Source organism: Actinokineospora auranticolor (assembly GCF_041897805.1).
Classification (GTDB): Bacteria; Actinomycetota; Actinomycetes; order Mycobacteriales; family Pseudonocardiaceae; genus Actinokineospora; species Actinokineospora auranticolor.
The window spans coordinates 563,569-580,663 of sequence record NZ_CP154825.1 but is presented as its reverse complement, the minus strand read 5'-3'; the positions used below and the strand labels follow the sequence as shown (position 1 = coordinate 580,663).

Here is a 17,095-nt window from a genome sequence, read left to right as displayed (position 1 = left end):
TTCACCGCATGGCATCTTGCGCACACTCATTGTGACACGCACCCGACTGTCTCTAGAGTGCGTCCGGCGTGTGCCGCAGGGCTACAGCTAGCACCTCGACAAAACCCACCTCCTACGAGGAGAGTCAGCTAATGCTTCGAAGCGTTGCCACCAGACGGATCGCCCGGCTCCGTCTGCCGATCGCCCTGCTCACCGCGTCCCTGCTCGCCTCGCTGAGCGGATGCGGGCTGCTCGGCGGCGACGACGCGGGCTCCACCGGCACGCAGAACACCGGTGGCGCTGTGGAGAAGTCGAAGATCCGGGTCGGCGTCCTTCCGGTCGTCGATGTCGCACCGTTCTACTACGCCCTGGAGCAGGGCTACTTCGCCAAGGAGGGGCTCGAGGTCGAGCCCGTCGTGGTCGCCAGCGGCAAGGCGTCGATCGACGGCGCCACCGGCGGCGACATCGACATCGCGTTCGCCTCGTACCCGGCGCCGCTGCTCGCGCAGAGCACCAAGACCGTTGATTTCAAGATCGTCGCGGACGCGCTCACCGCGAAGCAGGGCCACATCGTCGTGGTCGCGCTGCCGGACTCGCCGCTGAAGAAGGCGACCGACGCGCCCGGCAAGAAGATCGCCATCACCCAGCGCAACACCATGACCGACCTCGCGCCGATGTCGATCCTCAAGACCGAGGGCGTGGACTACTCGCAGGTGCAGTTCGTGCCGATGAGCTTCCCCGACATGATCCCGGCGATGCAGAACCACACCGTCGACGGCGCCGTGGTCGTCGAGCCGTGGGTGACCACCGCGATGAAGAAGGTCGGCGCCGTGCCGGTCTTCGACGGCGCGTCCGGCCCCACCGCCGAGATGCCGATGTCGGGCTACGTCGCGGTGAGCAAGTTCACCAACGCCAACCCGAAGACCATCGCCGCCTTCCAGCGCGCGCTGACCAAGGCGCAGTCCGAGGCCACCGACCGGTCGAAGATCGAGCCCATGTTCGTCAAGTACGCCAAGGTCGACCAGGAGACCGCGAAGCTGGTCACCGTGGCCACCTACTCGACCTCGCTGGAGGCCAACCGCATCCAGCGCGTGGCGAACCTGATGCAGGAGTTCGACGTGATCAAGGGCAAGCTCGACGTGTCCGCCATGATCCTGAGCCCGGCCACCAACAAGTAGGTCTGGAGGCGGGCTCCCGGGGCCGCCCCGGGAGCCGTACAAGACTGTGAGCGCAGCTCCTCGACGAGCCGCGGTGAGCCTGATCGGTCTGGCCTGCTTCTTCGCCGTGTGGGAAGTCGCCAGCCGGACCGATCTGGTTCCGGGCTACTACCTGCGTCCACCGAGCGCCGTGCTGCCCAGGGTGGTCACCCTGCTCGGTGAGACCGGATTCCAACGGGCGCTGGTGGCCACCGTCCTGGCCACCCTGATCGCCCTCGGCATCGCGATCGCGGTCGCGGTGCCCGCCGGGCTGGTGCTCGGCAGCGTGCCGCCGGTGCGGCACGCGGTCATGACCCTGGTCGAGTTCCTCCGGCCGATCCCGTCGGTGGCGCTGATCCCGCTGGCCGTGGTGACCATCGGCACCGGCCCGGACACCAAGATCGTGCTGGCGGTGTTCGGCGCGCTGTGGCCGATCCTGTTCAACACCATGTACGCCCTCGACGAGATCGATCCGCTGCACACCGAGACCGCGCGGGCCTTCGGGACCGGCGGGTTCGGGGTGCTGCGGCGGGTGGCGCTGCCCAGCGCGGCGCCCTTCGTGTTCACCGGCGTGCGGCTCTCGTTCGCCATCGCGCTGGCGGTGGTGGTCAGCACGGAGCTGTTCTCCGGCGGCACCGTCGGCATCGGGCAGTTCGTGCTGGAGGCCAGCGCGGGCGGGCTCAACATGGACGACGTGCTCGCGGGCACGGTCATCGCGGGCCTGGTCGGCCTCGGTGCCAACTTCGGTCTGGAGTGGCTGCACCGCAGGCTGTTCGCCTGGAGCCTGCCGCGGGGTGGTGAGCGGTGAACCGCCTGCTGCGCTTCGCCCACCGGTGGATCGTCTTCGCCGTCGCGGTCGTGGTCTGGGAACTGCTGACCCGGGCCGCGGCGCACCCGTACTTCTCGCCGCCGTCGACCATCGCCGAGGCCGCGGTGCGGCTGTGGTCCTCCGACAGCCTCACCGAGGACATCGTCCCCGGGATCGGCAGGTTGCTGCTGGGCTGGGCGGTCGCGGCGGTGATCGGGGTCGTGCTGGGTGTCCTGCTCGGCCGGTCGAACACCGCCCGGCTGGCGCTGGGTCCGGTGTTCAACTTCCTGCGCTCGATCCCGCCGCCGCTGCTGGTGCCGTTCTTCGCCGCCACCGTGGGGATCACCCGGATGCAGCTGCCGGTGATCATCTTCGGCGCGGTGTGGCCGGTGCTGCTCAACACGGTCGACGGCGCGCGCGGGGTGGACTCGACCAAGGTGGACACCGCCCGGGTGTTCAAGCTGTCGCGGGCGCAGTGGCTCCTCGGGGTCGTGCTGCCGTCCGCGCTGCCCAAGGTGTTCGCGGGTCTGCGGCTGAGCCTGTCGATGTCGCTGATCCTGATGGTCATCTCCGAGCTGGTCGGCTCGCTCAACGGCATCGGCTACCAGCTCGCACTGGCCAAGGACAACTACGACGCACCCGGCATGTGGGCCTGGATCGTGCTGCTCGGCGTGCTGGGCTACCTGTTCAACTCCCTGCTCCTGCTGCTGGAGCGGCGTGCGCTGGCGTGGCAGCCGCGGCACTCGCTCGAGGCGCGGGCACTGGCCACCGGAGGCTAGCGATGAAGATGTTGGAGGTGCGCGGCCTCGGCCACACCTACCGCGGCAAGGACGGCACGCACACCGCGATCGACGGGCTCGAGTTCACCGTGGACCCGGGCGAGCTGGTGTGCGTAGTGGGACCGTCGGGCTGCGGTAAGTCGACGCTGCTGCGCACCATCTCGGGGCTCATCAAGCCCACCCGCGGGTCGGTGAGCCTGCACGGCAACCCGGTCGACGGGGTGCCGTCGGACCTGTCCGTGGTGTTCCAGGACTACAGCCGCTCGTTGTTCCCGTGGTTGTCGGTGACCAAGAACGTGGAGTTCCCGCTGCGGAAGCTGACGCGCAGAAACCGCACTACGCGTGCGGCGGAGGCGTTGGCGGCGGTGGGTCTCGACGGGGCGGGTCGCAAGTACCCGTGGCAGCTCTCGGGCGGTATGCAGCAGCGGGTGGCGATTGCGCGCGCGCTGGCCTACCGGCCGTCGCTGCTGCTGATGGACGAGCCGTTCGCGTCGGTGGACGCGCAGACCAGGTTCGAGTTGGAGGACCTGCTGCTGCGTGTGCGCCGTGAGCAGGACACGACGGTGCTGCTGGTCACCCACGACATCGACGAGAGCGTGTACCTGGGTGACCGGGTGCTCGTGCTGTCGAAGTCGCCCGCGACCGTAGTGGCGGACTTGGACGTCCCGTTGGGACAGCACCGGGACCAGATCACCACGCGGTCCAGCGACGCCTTCGTGGACCTGCGGGCCAGGGTGGCCGGTCTGCTGACGAGCGCACCCGCCCGCGTCCGATAAGGACGGAAATGTCCGATTGACACGTAGAGGAACGATCGAGGGGCCCACCGGAATCCGGTGGGCCCCTCGATCGTCAGATCACGCCTTGGCGTGGAAGCACATCGTCAAGGGGGGCTCGGAGAAGTTCTGCTCGGCCACCGCGTCGTCTTCGGGGAGGGTGGCGGCACAGGTGCCCGCCGCGCTCTTGCCCTGCACGACCTCGACGACCTCGGCCTCGTGGGCCGCGGTGCAGGCGACCTTGTGCGGCTTGGTCTTCAGGTCCGTCAAGCAGTCGCCCTTGGCGGCGTTGTAGTAGACGCAGACCTTGTAGCCGCTGCTGCCGGACTTGTAGAACTCGTCGTAGTCACCCTCGGGACACTTGGCACCGCTGCCATCGAGCTTCTTGCCGACCTTGTAGGAGGCATCCGGACTGCCGCAGTCGATCTTGTCGAGATCGACGTTGTTGGACGAGTCCATGCTCTTGAGCTGGATGCAGTCCCCGGCCTCCGCGGTGTCCACGTCGTCCATCGCGCGGTAGGCGGCGAAGCCGATACCCGCGAGGGCGACCACGATGGCGACGATGATGCGGACCAGCTTGCCGCCGCCGCGTTTGGCGGGCGGCGGGGGGACAGCGCCGGGGGCGGGCGGGAAACCCTGCGGCGGGGTGCCACCGGCCTGCGGCTGGTACGGCGGCGGCACCGGGGCGCCCTGCGGCGGGGGAAGGGGAGCGCCCTGCGGGCCACCCTGGGGCGCGTTGAACTGACCCGGCTGCTGCGGGTTGGACATGCTGACACCTCTTGCTGGTTCTTACCGGAAGTAGTGCGACACCGGCCCCCAGTGCGAACCTCGAGCGGTGTGGCGGACGCACAGTAGCGGTTCACTCGAACGGCGGACCAGCGTTTTGACCAGATAGTTCCCATCACGGTGTGTGAGAACTATGACCGAACCGGACTAGCGTCCGGCGATCGGAGTCGAGACGCACACCGCCGTCGGTGGCTCCGGGTAGCCGAGCCCGTTGCCCTCGGGGCAGACGGCGGAGGCATCGGAGGTGCCCTCGACAACCTTGACGATGCGGATGGCCAGGGCGTCCTCGCACCGACCGACCCGGAACGCCTGGTTCGGGTCGTCGGGCACGTAGCAGTTGCCCGCGACGAAGTTGGGCACCAGGCAGAGCAGCTCGTCGGGGCGGGGGATCTCCCGGTAGGCACCCTCGGGGCAGCCCGGGGTGTTCGCGGGCTTGCGGGTGGCGACCTGGAAGGTGGCGTTGTCGTCGTCGCAGTCGACGAACTCGACCTTGGCCGCGTCGCCCACCCCGGTGACCGACGCGCAGGCCTCGGAGGAGGAGCCGTTGAAGACGTACCGGAACAGCACGAACGAGCCCGCCACGATGAGCACCGCCGTCAGCGCGACGGCCCACAACGGCATCAGACCGCGCTTCTTGGGCTCCTCGGTGTCCACCGCCTGCACAGGGTCTTCGGCCTTACCGGTGGCCTCTACCGGCTCGGCGTCCACTACGGGAGTGGCCTCGGGTTCGTCTGGCTGGCTCATGCGCTACCCCGGGTCGACGGCTGGCGTGTGGGCCCGTGGACGGTAGCGGGCCGGTAGGCGCCGATGGCCGTCGGTTACCGAACTGTGCCCGCGCACGCCTCTTACCGAATTTGCGACAATTGCGAGTCAAGCCGAGCGCAGGAGCGAGGGACAAGTGACCGACGGCCCGCTGATCGTGCAGTCCGACAAGACCCTGTTGCTGGAGGTCGACCACCCCAGCTCGGCCGCCGCGCGCACCGCCATCGCGCCGTTCGCCGAGCTGGAGCGGGCCCCCGAGCACGTGCACACCTACCGGGTGACCCCGCTGGCGCTGTGGAACGCGCGGGCCGCCGGGCACGACGCCGAGCAGGTCGTGGACGCCCTGTCGACCTACTCGCGCTACCCGGTGCCGCAGCCGCTGCTGATCGACATCGTGGACACCATGGGCCGGTTCGGGCGGCTCACGCTGCAGAACCACCCGGCGCACGGCCTGGTGATGACCTCCATCGACCGCGCGGTGCTGGAGGAGGTGCTGCGGCACAAGAAGATCACCCCGATGCTGGGCGCGCGGATCGACGCCGACACCGTGGTGGTGCACCCGAGCGAGCGCGGGCGGCTCAAGCAGGTGCTGCTCAAGGTGGGCTGGCCCGCGGAGGACCTGGCGGGCTACGTCGACGGCGAGGCGCACCCGATCACCCTGGTCGAGGACGGCTGGCAGCTGCGCGACTACCAGCGGCTGGCCGCCGAGTCGTTCTGGGCGGGCGGCTCGGGGGTGGTCGTGCTGCCCTGCGGGGCGGGCAAGACCCTGGTCGGCGCGGCCGCGATGGCGCACGCGCAGGCCACGACGCTGATCCTGGTCACCAACACCGTGGCGGGCAGGCAGTGGAAGCGGGAGCTGATCGCCAGGACGTCGCTGACGGAGGAGGAGATCGGCGAGTACTCCGGTGAGCGCAAGGAGGTCCGCCCGGTCACCATCGCGACCTACCAGGTGATCACCCGCAAGTCCAAGGGCGAGTACCGGCACCTGGAGCTGTTCGACTCCCGCGACTGGGGCCTGGTGGTCTACGACGAGGTGCACCTGCTGCCCGCCCCGGTGTTCCGGATGACGGCCGACCTGCAGTCCCGCCGCAGGCTTGGCCTCACCGCGACCCTGGTGCGCGAGGACGGCCGGGAGGGCGACGTGTTCTCCCTGATCGGGCCGAAGCGCTACGACGTGCCGTGGCGCGACATCGAGCAGCAGGGCTGGATCGCGCCCGCGGAGTGCACCGAGGTGCGGGTGACGCTCACCGAGAACGAGCGGCTCCAGTACGCGACCGCCGAGGCGGACGTGCGCTACAAGCTGTGCTCCACCGCGCACACCAAGATCCCGGTGGTGCGGTCCATCCTCGACCGGCACCCGGACGAGCCCGCGCTGGTCATCGGCGCGTACCTGGACCAGTTGGAGGAGTTGGGCGCCGAGCTGGACGCGCCGGTCGTGCAGGGGTCGACGAAGAACAAGGAGCGCGAGGAGCTGTTCGACGCGTTCCGCCGGGGCGAGCTGCGCACGCTGGTGGTCTCGAAGGTCGCGAACTTCTCGATCGACCTGCCCGAGGCGTCGGTGGCGGTGCAGGTGTCGGGCACGTTCGGGTCGCGGCAGGAGGAGGCCCAGCGGCTCGGGCGGCTGCTGCGGCCGAAGGCGGACGGTCGGCAGGCGCATTTCTACTCGGTGGTCGCCCGCGACACACTGGACACGGAATACGCCGCGCACCGTCAGCGGTTTTTGGCCGAACAGGGGTACGCGTACCGCATCTGCGACGCCGATGACCTTTTGGGGCCACAAATCCCGGGTTGAGGTTTGATTCGGTCGCGGCGGGGGAAGGTACGCCGTCATGACACTACCGCTGCCGATTCCGGAACAGAAGTCGACTCAGGACGCGATGGCCCGCGTGCGTCAGGCGATCATCGAGGCGCGCAGAGCCGCTTACGAGTTCGAGCACTACCACTCAGAGGACATGTTCATACACCGTGCTGAACCGATAATCAGCGCACTGAACAGCTAGTACAGCGCCTCACCGGCCACCAGGGACACTCCAGTCCCTGGTGCCACTAAAATGCGCCTTGCTCACGTTTTAAAATCGACGAACAAGGGCGGAAACCCGCCCGAGTCGGGACAGCCAAAGATCCCGGGTGTCGTCGTCCGCTTCGCGCAAGGTGTCCGGCGCGGGCGCTTCGCGCAGAACGGGAATCCATCCGTCGATAGCGCGCAAAGGGCGCGAAACGGCATCGGAGGTCAACAGGGACAAAGTCGCCAAACCGCAGGCGTAATCCAATTCCGGCAGGGCGGCGGCCAATGCCACGCCCGCGGCCAAACCGACGCTGGTCTCCAGCGCCGACGACACCACGCACGGCAGCCCGCAGGCCTCCGCCACCGCCAGCGCCCGGCGCACCCCGCCCAGCGGCGCGACCTTCAGCACGGCGATGTCGGCGGCCCCGGCGACCGCGACCCGCATCGGGTCCTCGGCCCGCCGGATCGACTCGTCGGCGGCGATGGGCACGTCGACCCGCCTGCGCACGGCGGCGAGTTCCTCGATCGTGCGGCAGGGCTGCTCGACGTACTCCAGACCGTTCGCCGCCTTGTCGAGGTCGCGGATGGCCCGCACCGCGGTGTCGACGTCCCACGCGCCGTTCGCGTCGACCCGCACCTTGCCGCCGGGCCCGAGCGCGTCCCGCACGGCGGCCACCCGGTCGACGTCGTCGGCCAGGTCGGCCCCGGGATCGGCGACCTTGACCTTGGCCGTGGCGCACCCGGAGGCGGCCGCGATCTCCCCGGCGCGCCGCGGGTCGACGACGGGGATGGTGGCGTTCACCGGCACCCGGTCGCGCACCGGCTCGGGCCACCCGTGCTCAGCGGCCTCCCGCGCACTGGCCAACCACGGCACGGCCTCGGCATCGGAGTAGTCGTGGAACGGGCAGAACTCACCCCACCCGGCGTCCCCCCGGAGCAGCAGTCCCTCGCGGACGGTGATACCCCGGAACCGGGTGCGCATGGGGATCGCGTAGACCCGCGACTGCTCGGCGAACACACCGAGCATCGTGGCAGACCGACCCTCTCATAGGGTCGGGGCATGCAGGGTCTGGACTTGGTGGGGCGGTGGCCCGTCGACGCGGCGGCGGCCGCGGTGGTGACGGCGGACGGCGTGGTGGTGGGCAGCGTCGGCGACCAGGGGCGGGAGTTCCCCTTGGCGTCGGTGACGAAGCTGCTGACGGCCTACGCGGTGCTGGTGGCGGTGGAGGAGGGGGCGGTGGAGTGGGACCAGCAGGCCGGTCCCGCGACCGTCCGGCACCTCATCGCCCACACCGCGGGCCTCGCCTTCGACACGCGGACCCAGCAGGCGGAGCCGGGTACCCGTCGGATCTACTCGAACGCGGGTTTCGAGGTCCTGGCCGAGACGATCACCGAGGCCACGTCCATCCCGTTCGCCACGTACCTGACCGAAGCCGTCTTCGACCCGCTCGGCATGGTCACGTCGTCCCTACCGGGCTCAGCAGGCGCGGGCGGCGTCTCCACCTGCGCCGACCTGACCCGCTTCGCCGCGGAGTTGCAGCGCCCGACCCTGGTGTCCCCGGAGACGCTGGCGGCGGCGACCACCGTCGCCTTCCCGGGCCTCAACGGCGTGCTGCCGGGCTACGGCATGCAGAAACCGAACGACTGGGGCCTGGGCTTCGAGATCCGCGACCACAAGAGTCCACACTGGACAGGAAAAACCAGCTCGCCGGAAACCTACGGCCACTTCGGCCAATCAGGCACCTTCCTCTGGGTGGACCCGACCGCAAAAGCCGCCTGCGTCACCCTGACAACCCGCCCCTTCGGCGACTGGGCGATAGCGGCGTGGCCCCCCTTCACAGACGCGATCCTGCACGACCTCGCCACGCGCTGATCGAGGCCCGGCCGGCTATCCACATAGCCGCTACCTGTCCACAGACCACCAGCCCGCTGAGGCGCGATCCCAGTGCACCGCAAGCGTATTGGCGCACCGCGTCCCTGGCCGGTTATCCACATGACCCCGACTTGTCCACCAACAAACACCAAGGTATTCCCCGCTGACCAACGAGGAAGGTAGCGTTGAAATCGGGGGATCCTCCGACCTGTCCCGATCACTAGACGCTTGTCTCGTCGAGTTGTCCACATGCGCCCGAGTTGTCCACAGCGCGCCGCCAACGGTTCCTCTTGCTTGACGGCGGGCGGTAGCGTTGACAACGGGGGACCCTTGACCTCAAGAGGTCGTCGCGCCACCGTGTTTGACCAGCAGTTCGTTCAGCTTCTCGACGGGTTTGTACCCAATCCAGGGCCTGTCGAGGGCGACCGTTGAACTCGCGATCCGGTCCGCGGACCGGTCGTGCGGGACCCGGAACAGCATCACGAACCGCGTCAGCCGTTCCACCAGGGTCAGGATCTGGGATTCGCAAGCGGATCCAAGGACGAGGTCGCCCTCCCAGAAGCCAGGCACGGCACGGTCGCCGGCCTCTTTCAGGCGCTCGCCGATGTTGACCACGCCCACGATCAGGTCGCGCCTGGGCCGCTTCGCCGACGGAGACACCTATTTCGCCCGGCCCGACCGCAGGGCCTTGCACATCATGGCCCGCAGCGCAACCACACGATCTCCGATCACTCATCCACGAAGATCATCCCATGCCCGGCGCATCGACCCCTTGAGGTCAAGCCCTTCCGGCTTTTCCCGGTCACCGGACGCTCGTCTCGTCGAGTTGTCCACATGCGCCCGAGCCATCCACAGCGCGCCGCCAAGGGATTCTCTTGGTTGGTGGCGCGCGGTAGCGTTGAAAACGGGGGATTCCGGCGGGGTTGATCTTGTTCGGCTTAGGTGGGGCGGGTCAGGCCTGCTTCGCCTGCCTTGCGGCTGAGGACGACGTCGTCGGTTCGTTCGAGGGCGGCTGCTTTTCGGATGGGGTCGACGGTTGTGTCGTGGGTCAGGTCGCGGAGGCGGATGGGTGGGCCGAGGTCCACGAGGGTGGGGAGGTACTCGGCGCGGTCGACGGTCCAGCCGGCGGGGGACTTGGTGAACCGGAAGCGGGCCAGGGCGCCTTCCTCGGTGTCGCCCTTGGGTTCTTCGTGCCGGGCGACGAGGTTCCCGAGGCCGTAGGTGACCCACTTGCCGTTGATCTTCTCGAAGGGCTGCACGACGTGCGCGTGGTGGCCGATGATCAGGTCGATCGACGGGTCGTTCAGCAGCTGCTTGGCGATGCGCTGCTGGTCGGTGCTGGGGTTGTGCTGGCCCTCGATGCCCCAGTGCAGGCTCGCGACGACGACTTCCGCGCCCGCCTGCTTCGCCTTGCGCGCCGCCGCGAGCACGGCGTCGGGGGCGAGGAGGTTGGCCAGCCACGGGGTGGCGGCCGGGCGGGTGGTGCCCTGGTTGAAGCCGAAGCTGTAGGACAGGAAACCGACCTTGACCCCGGCCACGTCGCGGATCAGGGGCGTGGCGGCCTCCTGCTGGCTGCGCGCCGAGCCGGTGTGGGTGATCTTCGCGGCGTCGAGTGCGTCGAGGGTGTTGGTGACGCCGGTCGGCCCCTGGTCGAGGGTGTGGTTGGAGGCGGTGGAGCAGGTGTCGAACCCGGTCGTGGCCAGCGCGGGCGCCAGCTCCGGCGGCGCGCTGAACTGCGGGTACCCCTTGAACGGCCCGCTCTTGTCGGCGATCGGCACCTCGAGGTGGCAGACGGCCACGTCGACGGCGTCCAGCGCGGGCTTGATCCCGGCGAGCAGCGGGCCGTAGTCCCGCGAACCGCCGCCGTCCTTGGTGGCCTGTTCGGTGAGGGCGGGGTGGATGAGGACGTCGCCGCCCGCGATGAGGGTGAATGTACCGGGCTTGGCGGTAGGCGTCGACGGCTGCACCGAACCGCCGGTGGCGGCTGTGGTGCCGGTCGGCTCGTCGGGCACCTGCCCGACGGTGGGGTCCCCGGTGCAGGCGGAGAGGAACGCGGCGGCGGTCGCGAGGCAGGCGGCGAACCGCGCGGCCGGTCGAACAGCGGCGATCTCAGTGGCGGGCTTGGTCATTGGGCATCGAAGAGCGCGCTGACGGATTCGCCGTTGTGGATGCGGCGGACGGCTTCGGCCAGTGCGGGGGCGATGGAGAGGACGGTGAGCTTGTCGGAGCGCTCGTGCAGGGGGACCGTGTTGGTGCAGACGATCTCCAGGACCTCCGGGTGCGCGCCGATGCGGGTGAGGGCCCCGGCGGCGAAGAGGCCGTGCGTGCACGCGACGCGGACGGAGCGGACGTTGTGTTCGCGCAGGCGGGCCAAGAGTTCGATGACGGTGCTGCCCTTGGCGATCTCGTCGTCGAGGACGATGATGTCGCGGCCGTCGATCTCGCCGATCACCGACGAGATGGCGACCCGGTCGTCGGCGTAGCGCTGCTTGGCCCCGGCCGCGACGGGGACGCCGAGCAGGCGGGCGAAGCGGGCGGCTTCCTTGACGTTGCCGAGGTCGGGCGAGACGACGGTGGTGTTGGACAGGTCGAGCTTGCGGAAGTGCCCGGCCAGCTCGCTCAGCGCGTGCAGGTGGTCGACGGGCACGCTGAAGAACCCGTGCACCTGCGGCGAGTGCAGGGTCATCGCCAGCACCCGGTTCGCACCGGCGGCGACCATCAGGTCGGCCACCAGCCGGGCCCCGATGGAGATCCGCGGCGCGTCCTTCTTGTCCGACCGCGCGTAGGCGTAGTGGGGCAGCACGACCGTCGTCCGGGCCGCCGAGGCGCCGCGGGCGGCGTCGAGCATCAGCAGCAGCTCGACCAGGTTCTCCTGCACCGGCTGCACCAGCGGCTGGATGAGGAAGACGTCGCGCTCGCGGCAGTTCGCCTGCAACTGCACCTCGATGCAGTCGTTGGCGAACCGCTCCACCTTCACCGGGCGCAGCGGCACCCCCAGCTGCGCCGAGATCTCCGCGGCGAGCTCCGGGTGGGCACTACCGCCGAACAACGCGATCTCGCGCACGAGCACTCCCTGATTCGAACCGAACTCCGGGCCGTGACATCGCAGCATCGCTGCGACCCAACCCTAGTGGCCAGCCGAATCAGGGCTTCACCGACCGTGTGACCTCACCTCCGCCGACGCCAGAAGAGGACGAGGAGCGCCACAGCGACGGCGACCACCACCGGCAGCAACCGCCGACCGACCGGGGCACCCGCGTATTCAAGGAGGTCGATGGGTTCGGCCTCCGGGGTGACCGCGCGCAGCGGTGGCGCCTTGGTGGCGGACTCCCCCGTGGCCTGACCGGGCTGCCCGGCAGCCGGGGTGCTGTCGTCCGCCGCACTCGGCTGTGGCTGATCGTCGGCAGAAGCCGGCGGCCCCTCGGTCTCCGCCGCGGGGTGGTCGGGCTCGGCAGCGGCCGGGGTGTGCTCGTCCCGTTCGCCCGCGGGCGGTGGGCCGTCGCCCGGGGTGGAGCTGGTCGGTATGTCCTCCTTGTCGTTGGCTGGGGCTTCGGGTTGCTGATCGGGTAAGGGAGTGGCAGCCGGTTCCGGGGTGGTGAGGGTGTCGGCGAGGTTGGTGGCGAAGGTGTCGAGGAGTCGGGCGCCGACCTCGGAGATCAGTCCCCTGCCGAGTTGGGCGGGTTTGCCGGTGATGGTGAGGTCCGTGGCGACGTTTCCCGTGGTGGAGTCCGGGCCGTCGGCGGTGAGGGTCAGGGTGACGGTGGCGGCGGCGGTGCCGTTGCCCTTGGCGTCCTTTCCGGATGCCTTGATCACCAGGCGGTAGCTGCCGTCGTCGCGGTCGGTGAACTCGCCGGTGCCGCGGTAGAGGAGGGAGATCGGGCCCAGTTTGACCTTGACGGTGCCGGTGAACCTGGGGCCGTCGACGCCGGTGAGGGTGGTGCCCGGCAGGCAGGGGGCGACGCGTTCGGGGTCGAGGAGTGCGGTCCAGACGGTGTCGATGTCGGCGGGGACGGCGAAGCGGTGTTCGAGTTCCACGGTTCCCCCTACGCGCCGACGGCGGCGGTCAGGGCGCGCGAGGTGAGGACGCGGGCCAGGTGTTGGCGGTAGGTGCTGTCGGCGTTGGTGTCGCTGGTCGGGCGGGTTCCCTCGGCGGCGTGGGCGGCGGCGGAGGTGATGGCCCCGGGGCTGGCCGGGCCGCCGATCAGGGCGGCTTCGACGGCGTGGGCGCGGACCGGGATCGAGGACATGTTGGTCAGCGCGACGCGGGCGTCGGTGATGACGCCGTTCTCCGCGCGGACGGTCGCGGCGACGGCAACGATCGACCAGGCCTGGGCGACGCGGTTGAACTTCTCGTAGTGGGCGCCCCAGCCGGTGTGCTTGGGGATGCGCACCTCGACCAGGATCTCCTCCGGGCGCAGGGCGGTGGTGAAGTAGTCGACGAAGAAGTCCTTGGCGGCCACCGACCGGCGACCGTCCATGCCGCACACCACCAGTTCCGCGTCGAGCGCCAGGACCGGGGCGAGCAGGTCGCCCGCCGGATCGGCGTGGACGACGGCGCCACCGAGCGTGCCCTGGTGCCGCACCTGCGGATCGGCAACGGTGTCGGTGGCGAGTCGTAGTAGCGAGGCGTGATCGTGCACGAGGGGATCTCGCTGGACGTCGTAGTGGGTCGTCATCGCGCCGATGACGATGGCGTCGCCGTCGTCGCGGATGCCGCGCAACTCCGGGATGCGGCCCAGGTCGATGAGCTTGCCCGGGTCGGCCAGCCGCAGCCGCAGCACCGGGATCAGGCTCTGCCCACCCGCGATGATCTTGGCCTCCTCGCCCGCGTCGGCCAGCAGCCGGACCGCTTCGTCCACAGTGGAGGGTACGAGGTAGTCGAACGCCGCGGGGATCACGCCGCACCTCCGGTGGATTCGATGGTGTGACGGGAGCCAAGCCCTCCCCATGGGAGCGATGCGCTCGCGACCGCGTCGAGCACAGCGCCACCGGCGGCCAGCAGTGGGAGTTCGGCCGGGGCGATGGAGAGGGTGGGGTGGACGAACGCCGAGGGGATCGTGCCCAAGCGGGAGGTGACGGCGAGCGGTGGGAGTTCGGTTGGGACGTTGGACGGGGTGAGCCGGGCGAGCGCTGTGGGGGTCATGCCGTACCTCCGGTGGGCTCGGTCGGGGTGACGGAACCCAGGCCGCCGCCGGGGGCCGGTGTGGTGGATGGGGTGCTTGGGTTGGCGCCGTTGATGGCGGCCCAGACTCGGTATGGGGTGCAAGGCATTTCCACGTCGTTGACGCCCAGGTGGCGGACCGCGTCGACGATCGCGTTGACCACGGCTGGGGTGGAGGCGATCGTGCCTGCTTCGCCGACGCCCTTGGCGCCCAGTTGGTTTGTGGTGGAGGGGGTTTCGGTGCGGTCGGTGTCGAAGTGCGGGAGGTCGGCGGCGGAGGGGACCAGGTAGTCGGCCAGGGTTCCCGTGGTCAGGGTTCCGCTTTCGTCGTGGATGGCTTCCTCGTACAGCGCTTGGGCGATGCCCTGCGCCAGGCCACCGTGGACCTGGCCCTCGACGATGATCGGGTTGACCACCTTGCCCACGTCGTCGACGCAGGCGTACTTGCGGATTCGGGTGAAGCCGGTCTCCGTGTCGACCTCGACCGCGCACAGGTGGGTGCCGTGCGGGAAGGAGAAGTTGTCCGGGTCGAAGGTGGCCTCGGAGTCGAGGGTGGGTTCGACGCCGTCCGGCAGGTCGTGGGCGGCGAACACGGCCAGCGCCACGTCGGTGATGCCGGTCGACCGCTCGGTGCCCCGGACGGTGAACCGCCCGCCCGCGAACTCCAGGTCGTCCTCGGCGCACTCCATCAGGTGCGCGGCGACCCGCCGGGCCTTCTTGATGACCTTCTCCCCCGCCTTGAGCACCGCCATGCCCCCGACGGTCAGCGAGCGCGACCCGTACGTGTCCAGCCCGCGCGGTGAGATCTGCGTGTCGCCGTGCAGTACCTCGACGTCCTCGAACGGCACGCCCAGTTGGTCGGCGACGATCTGGCTCCACGCCGTCTCGTGGCCCTGGCCGTGCGCGGACGAGCCGGTGACCACCTCGACCTTGCCGCTGGGCAGCATCCGGATCTGTGCGTGCTCCCAACCGCCCGCGCCGTAGGACAGCGCGCCGAGCACGCGGGACGGTGCCAGCCCGCACATCTCGGTGAACGTCGACGTGCCGATGCCGAGCTGGACGACGTCGCCCCGGGCACGCCGTTCGCGTTGCTCGGCCCGCAGCGCGTCGTAACCCAGGAGTTCCTTGGCGCGGGCGGTGGCGGCCTCGTAGTTGCCGCTGTCGTACTCCAGCCCGGCGACCGTGGTGAACGGGAACTCGTCGTGCTTGATCCAGTTCTGCTCGCGCACCTCGATCGGGTCGCGACCGAGTTCGACCGCGAGTTCGTCCATCAGCCGCTCGATGGCGTACGTCGCCTCCGGCCTGCCCGCACCACGGTAGGCATCTGTCGGGACCTTGGTGGTGAACACGTTCGTGCACTCGAACCGGTACGCCGGGAACTTGTAGATGGCGTTGAACATGAAGGCACCCAGGATCGGCACGCCGGGGGTGACCAGCCGCAGGTACGCGCCCATGTCGGCGAGCAGCTCCACCTTGAGCCCGGTGACCGTGCCGTCGCGCCGGGCGGCCAGGGTGAGCTTCTGCAGCTGGTCGCGGCCGTGGTGGGCGGAGAGCAGGGACTCCGACCGCGTCTCGGTCCACTTCACCGGTTTGCCGATCCGCTGGGCGACGACCATGGCCACCACCTCCTCCGGGGTGACCTGGAGCTTGCCGCCGAAGCCGCCGCCGACGTCCGGGGCGATGACGCGGACCTTGTGCTCCGGTGTGCCGGTGGTGAGGGCGAGCATGAGCCGCAGGATGTGCGGGATCTGGGTGGCCGACCACATGGTCAGCTGCTCGCCGGTCGGGTCGACCACGACCGACCGGGGTTCCATGAAGGCCGGGATGAGCCGCTGCTGGCGGTACGTGCGCTCGATCAGCACCTCGGCCGCGCCGATGGCCGCGTCCACGTCGCCGCCCGTGCCCGCCTCGGCGGAGTCGAACACCCAGCGCGCGGACCGGTTCGTGCCCAGGTCGGGGTGGACGAGGTCGCTGTCGGCCGCGGCGCTCGCCAGGTCGAGCACGACGGGCAGGTCGGCGTAGGTGACGTCGATGCCGACCAGCGCGTCCTGGGCCTGCGCCGCCCCGCGCGCGACGACCACCGCTACCGCCTCACCGGCGAAGTTGACCTGGTCGACGGCCAGCGGCGGCGCGGGCGGCGCCTTCTGGTCGGGGGTGATCGGCCACGCGCACGGCAGGCTGCCCTGGGCCGCGGCCAGGTCGCGGCCGGTGAACACCGCGATGACCCCCGGCATCCGCCGGGCCTCCTCGGTGTCGACGGCGGTGATCCGCGCGTGCGCGACCGGGCTGCGCAGGAACGCCAGGTGCAGCAGGCCGGGCAGGGTGAGGTTGTCGGTCCAGCGGGTGCGGCCGGTGACCAGCCGCGCGTCCTCCTTGCGCAGCCGGGCGCGGCCGACCTCGGGTTCGGCGGTCGTGGTCATCACTCACCACCCACCATCTGGCCCGCCACCCGCTCGGCCTCCGGACCCGCGCCGGGGCGCATCCGGTGGGCCGCGTCGCGGACCGCGCGGACGATGTTCTGGTAGCCCGTGCACCGGCAGAGGTTGCCCTCGAGCCCGTGCCGCACGGCCCGCTCGTCCGGGTCGGGGTCGTCGGCCAGCAGATCGATCGCCTGCATGATCATCCCCGGGGTGCAGAACCCGCACTGCAGCGCGTGGTTGTCGTGGAACGCCCGCTGGACCGGGTGCAGCTCCCCGTCCCTGGCCAGCCCCTCGACCGTGGTGACCTCGCGGCCGTCGGCCTGCACGGCCAGCACCGAGCAGGACTTCACGCTGCGCCCGTCGAGGTGGACGGTGCACGACCCGCAGTTGCTCGTGTCGCACCCGACGACGGTGCCCGTCTTGCCGACGACCTCGCGCAGGTAGTGCACGAGCAGCAGGCGTGGTTCGACGTCGTCGGTGTAGGCCGTTCCATCGACCGTGACGGTGATCCGCATCGGGCCTCCAGACTGGGTGGGAGCGGGGTGATCGGGCT

17 protein-coding genes and 1 pseudogene are annotated in these 17,095 nt (G+C 70.0%); 7 read left to right on the top strand and 11 right to left on the bottom strand.

All coding sequences use genetic code 11. From position 1 onward, the window contains the following. The first annotated feature begins 131 nt into the window (after positions 1-131). The 4 genes from V5P93_RS02905 to V5P93_RS02890 all read left to right on the top strand — a co-directional run bounded on the left by V5P93_RS02905 (position 132) and on the right by V5P93_RS02890 (position 3,538). Entirely contained in the window at positions 132-1,157 is a 1,026-nt protein-coding gene (locus V5P93_RS02905; RefSeq protein ID WP_104477560.1) for an ABC transporter substrate-binding protein, read from the top strand. A 79-nt stretch (positions 1,158-1,236) separates the two neighbouring features. Next, positions 1,237-1,983, top strand: coding sequence for an ABC transporter permease (locus V5P93_RS02900; RefSeq protein WP_181043349.1), 747 nt, complete (start codon positions 1,237-1,239; stop codon positions 1,981-1,983). Beyond that, entirely contained in the window at positions 1,980-2,762 is a 783-nt protein-coding gene (locus V5P93_RS02895; protein ID WP_104477562.1) for an ABC transporter permease, read from the top strand. The genes V5P93_RS02900 and V5P93_RS02895 overlap by 4 nt, the downstream gene beginning before the upstream one ends. An 8-nt stretch (positions 2,763-2,770) precedes the next feature. Beyond that, the gene (locus V5P93_RS02890) at positions 2,771-3,538 is read left to right on the top strand and encodes an ABC transporter ATP-binding protein (RefSeq protein WP_104477836.1); all 768 of its coding nucleotides are present in this window, start codon (positions 2,771-2,773) and stop codon (positions 3,536-3,538) included. A gap of 78 nt (positions 3,539-3,616) precedes the next feature. Here V5P93_RS02890 and V5P93_RS02885 read toward each other — a convergent pair whose 3' ends face one another. Both V5P93_RS02885 and V5P93_RS02880 read right to left on the bottom strand, forming a co-directional pair. Further along, a complete protein-coding gene (locus V5P93_RS02885) occupies positions 3,617-4,303 on the bottom strand; it encodes a hypothetical protein (protein ID WP_104477564.1) in 687 nt (228 codons plus the stop codon). Between the two features lie 165 nt (positions 4,304-4,468). Next, positions 4,469-5,065 carry a hypothetical protein gene (locus tag V5P93_RS02880; protein WP_146107938.1) on the bottom strand — a complete coding sequence of 199 codons (597 nt, stop codon included), beginning with the start codon at positions 5,063-5,065 and terminating at the stop codon, positions 4,469-4,471. A gap of 154 nt (positions 5,066-5,219) precedes the next feature. On the opposite strand from V5P93_RS02880, the gene V5P93_RS02875 reads away from it, so the two are divergent. Further along, positions 5,220-6,875 carry a DNA repair helicase XPB gene (locus V5P93_RS02875; RefSeq protein ID WP_104477568.1) on the top strand — a complete coding sequence of 552 codons (1,656 nt, stop codon included), beginning with the start codon at positions 5,220-5,222 and terminating at the stop codon, positions 6,873-6,875. 37 nt (positions 6,876-6,912) lie between these two features. Then, positions 6,913-7,083 carry a hypothetical protein gene (locus V5P93_RS02870; protein WP_181043341.1) on the top strand — a complete coding sequence of 57 codons (171 nt, stop codon included), beginning with the start codon at positions 6,913-6,915 and terminating at the stop codon, positions 7,081-7,083. A gap of 69 nt (positions 7,084-7,152) precedes the next feature. Here the strand turns inward: V5P93_RS02870 and V5P93_RS02865 are convergent, their stop codons facing one another. Beyond that, the gene (locus tag V5P93_RS02865; protein ID WP_104477570.1) at positions 7,153-8,115 is read right to left on the bottom strand and encodes an o-succinylbenzoate synthase; all 963 of its coding nucleotides are present in this window, start codon (positions 8,113-8,115) and stop codon (positions 7,153-7,155) included. A 33-nt stretch (positions 8,116-8,148) separates the two neighbouring features. Here V5P93_RS02865 and V5P93_RS02860 point away from each other — a divergent pair, with 33 nt between their 5' ends. Beyond that, on the top strand, positions 8,149-8,961 hold the full coding sequence (locus tag V5P93_RS02860) for a serine hydrolase (protein WP_104477572.1): 813 nt from the start codon (positions 8,149-8,151) through the stop codon (positions 8,959-8,961). 465 nt (positions 8,962-9,426) lie between these two features. Here V5P93_RS02860 and V5P93_RS02855 read toward each other — a convergent pair. From V5P93_RS02855 to V5P93_RS02820, 8 genes and pseudogenes are all read right to left on the bottom strand, one after another. Continuing rightward, a pseudogene (locus V5P93_RS02855) lies at positions 9,427-9,585 on the bottom strand (IS30 family transposase); the annotation flags it as partial. A 314-nt stretch (positions 9,586-9,899) separates the two neighbouring features. Further along, positions 9,900-11,090: a CapA family protein gene (locus tag V5P93_RS02850; RefSeq protein WP_104477576.1), complete on the bottom strand. Its 1,191-nt coding sequence runs from the start codon at positions 11,088-11,090 to the stop codon at positions 9,900-9,902. Further along, positions 11,087-12,025 (bottom strand): ribose-phosphate diphosphokinase, encoded by a 939-nt coding sequence (locus V5P93_RS02845; RefSeq protein ID WP_104477838.1) that lies wholly within the window; start codon positions 12,023-12,025, stop codon positions 11,087-11,089. Before V5P93_RS02845 ends, V5P93_RS02850 begins: the two co-directional genes overlap by 4 nt. A 104-nt stretch (positions 12,026-12,129) precedes the next feature. Further along, a complete protein-coding gene (locus V5P93_RS02840) occupies positions 12,130-12,996 on the bottom strand; it encodes an SRPBCC family protein (RefSeq protein WP_104477578.1) in 867 nt (288 codons plus the stop codon). 8 nt (positions 12,997-13,004) lie between these two features. Next, positions 13,005-13,859 carry a xanthine dehydrogenase family protein subunit M gene (locus tag V5P93_RS02835; RefSeq protein ID WP_104477580.1) on the bottom strand — a complete coding sequence of 285 codons (855 nt, stop codon included), beginning with the start codon at positions 13,857-13,859 and terminating at the stop codon, positions 13,005-13,007. Further along, entirely contained in the window at positions 13,856-14,104 is a 249-nt protein-coding gene (locus tag V5P93_RS02830; protein WP_104477582.1) for a hypothetical protein, read from the bottom strand. The genes V5P93_RS02835 and V5P93_RS02830 overlap by 4 nt, the downstream gene beginning before the upstream one ends. Further along, positions 14,101-16,542 (bottom strand): xanthine dehydrogenase family protein molybdopterin-binding subunit, encoded by a 2,442-nt coding sequence (locus V5P93_RS02825; protein WP_104477584.1) that lies wholly within the window; start codon positions 16,540-16,542, stop codon positions 14,101-14,103. The genes V5P93_RS02830 and V5P93_RS02825 overlap by 4 nt, the downstream gene beginning before the upstream one ends. Next, a complete protein-coding gene (locus tag V5P93_RS02820) occupies positions 16,542-17,057 on the bottom strand; it encodes a (2Fe-2S)-binding protein (RefSeq protein WP_104477586.1) in 516 nt (171 codons plus the stop codon). The genes V5P93_RS02825 and V5P93_RS02820 overlap by 1 nt, the downstream gene beginning before the upstream one ends. Positions 17,058-17,095: the final 38 nt, after the last annotated feature.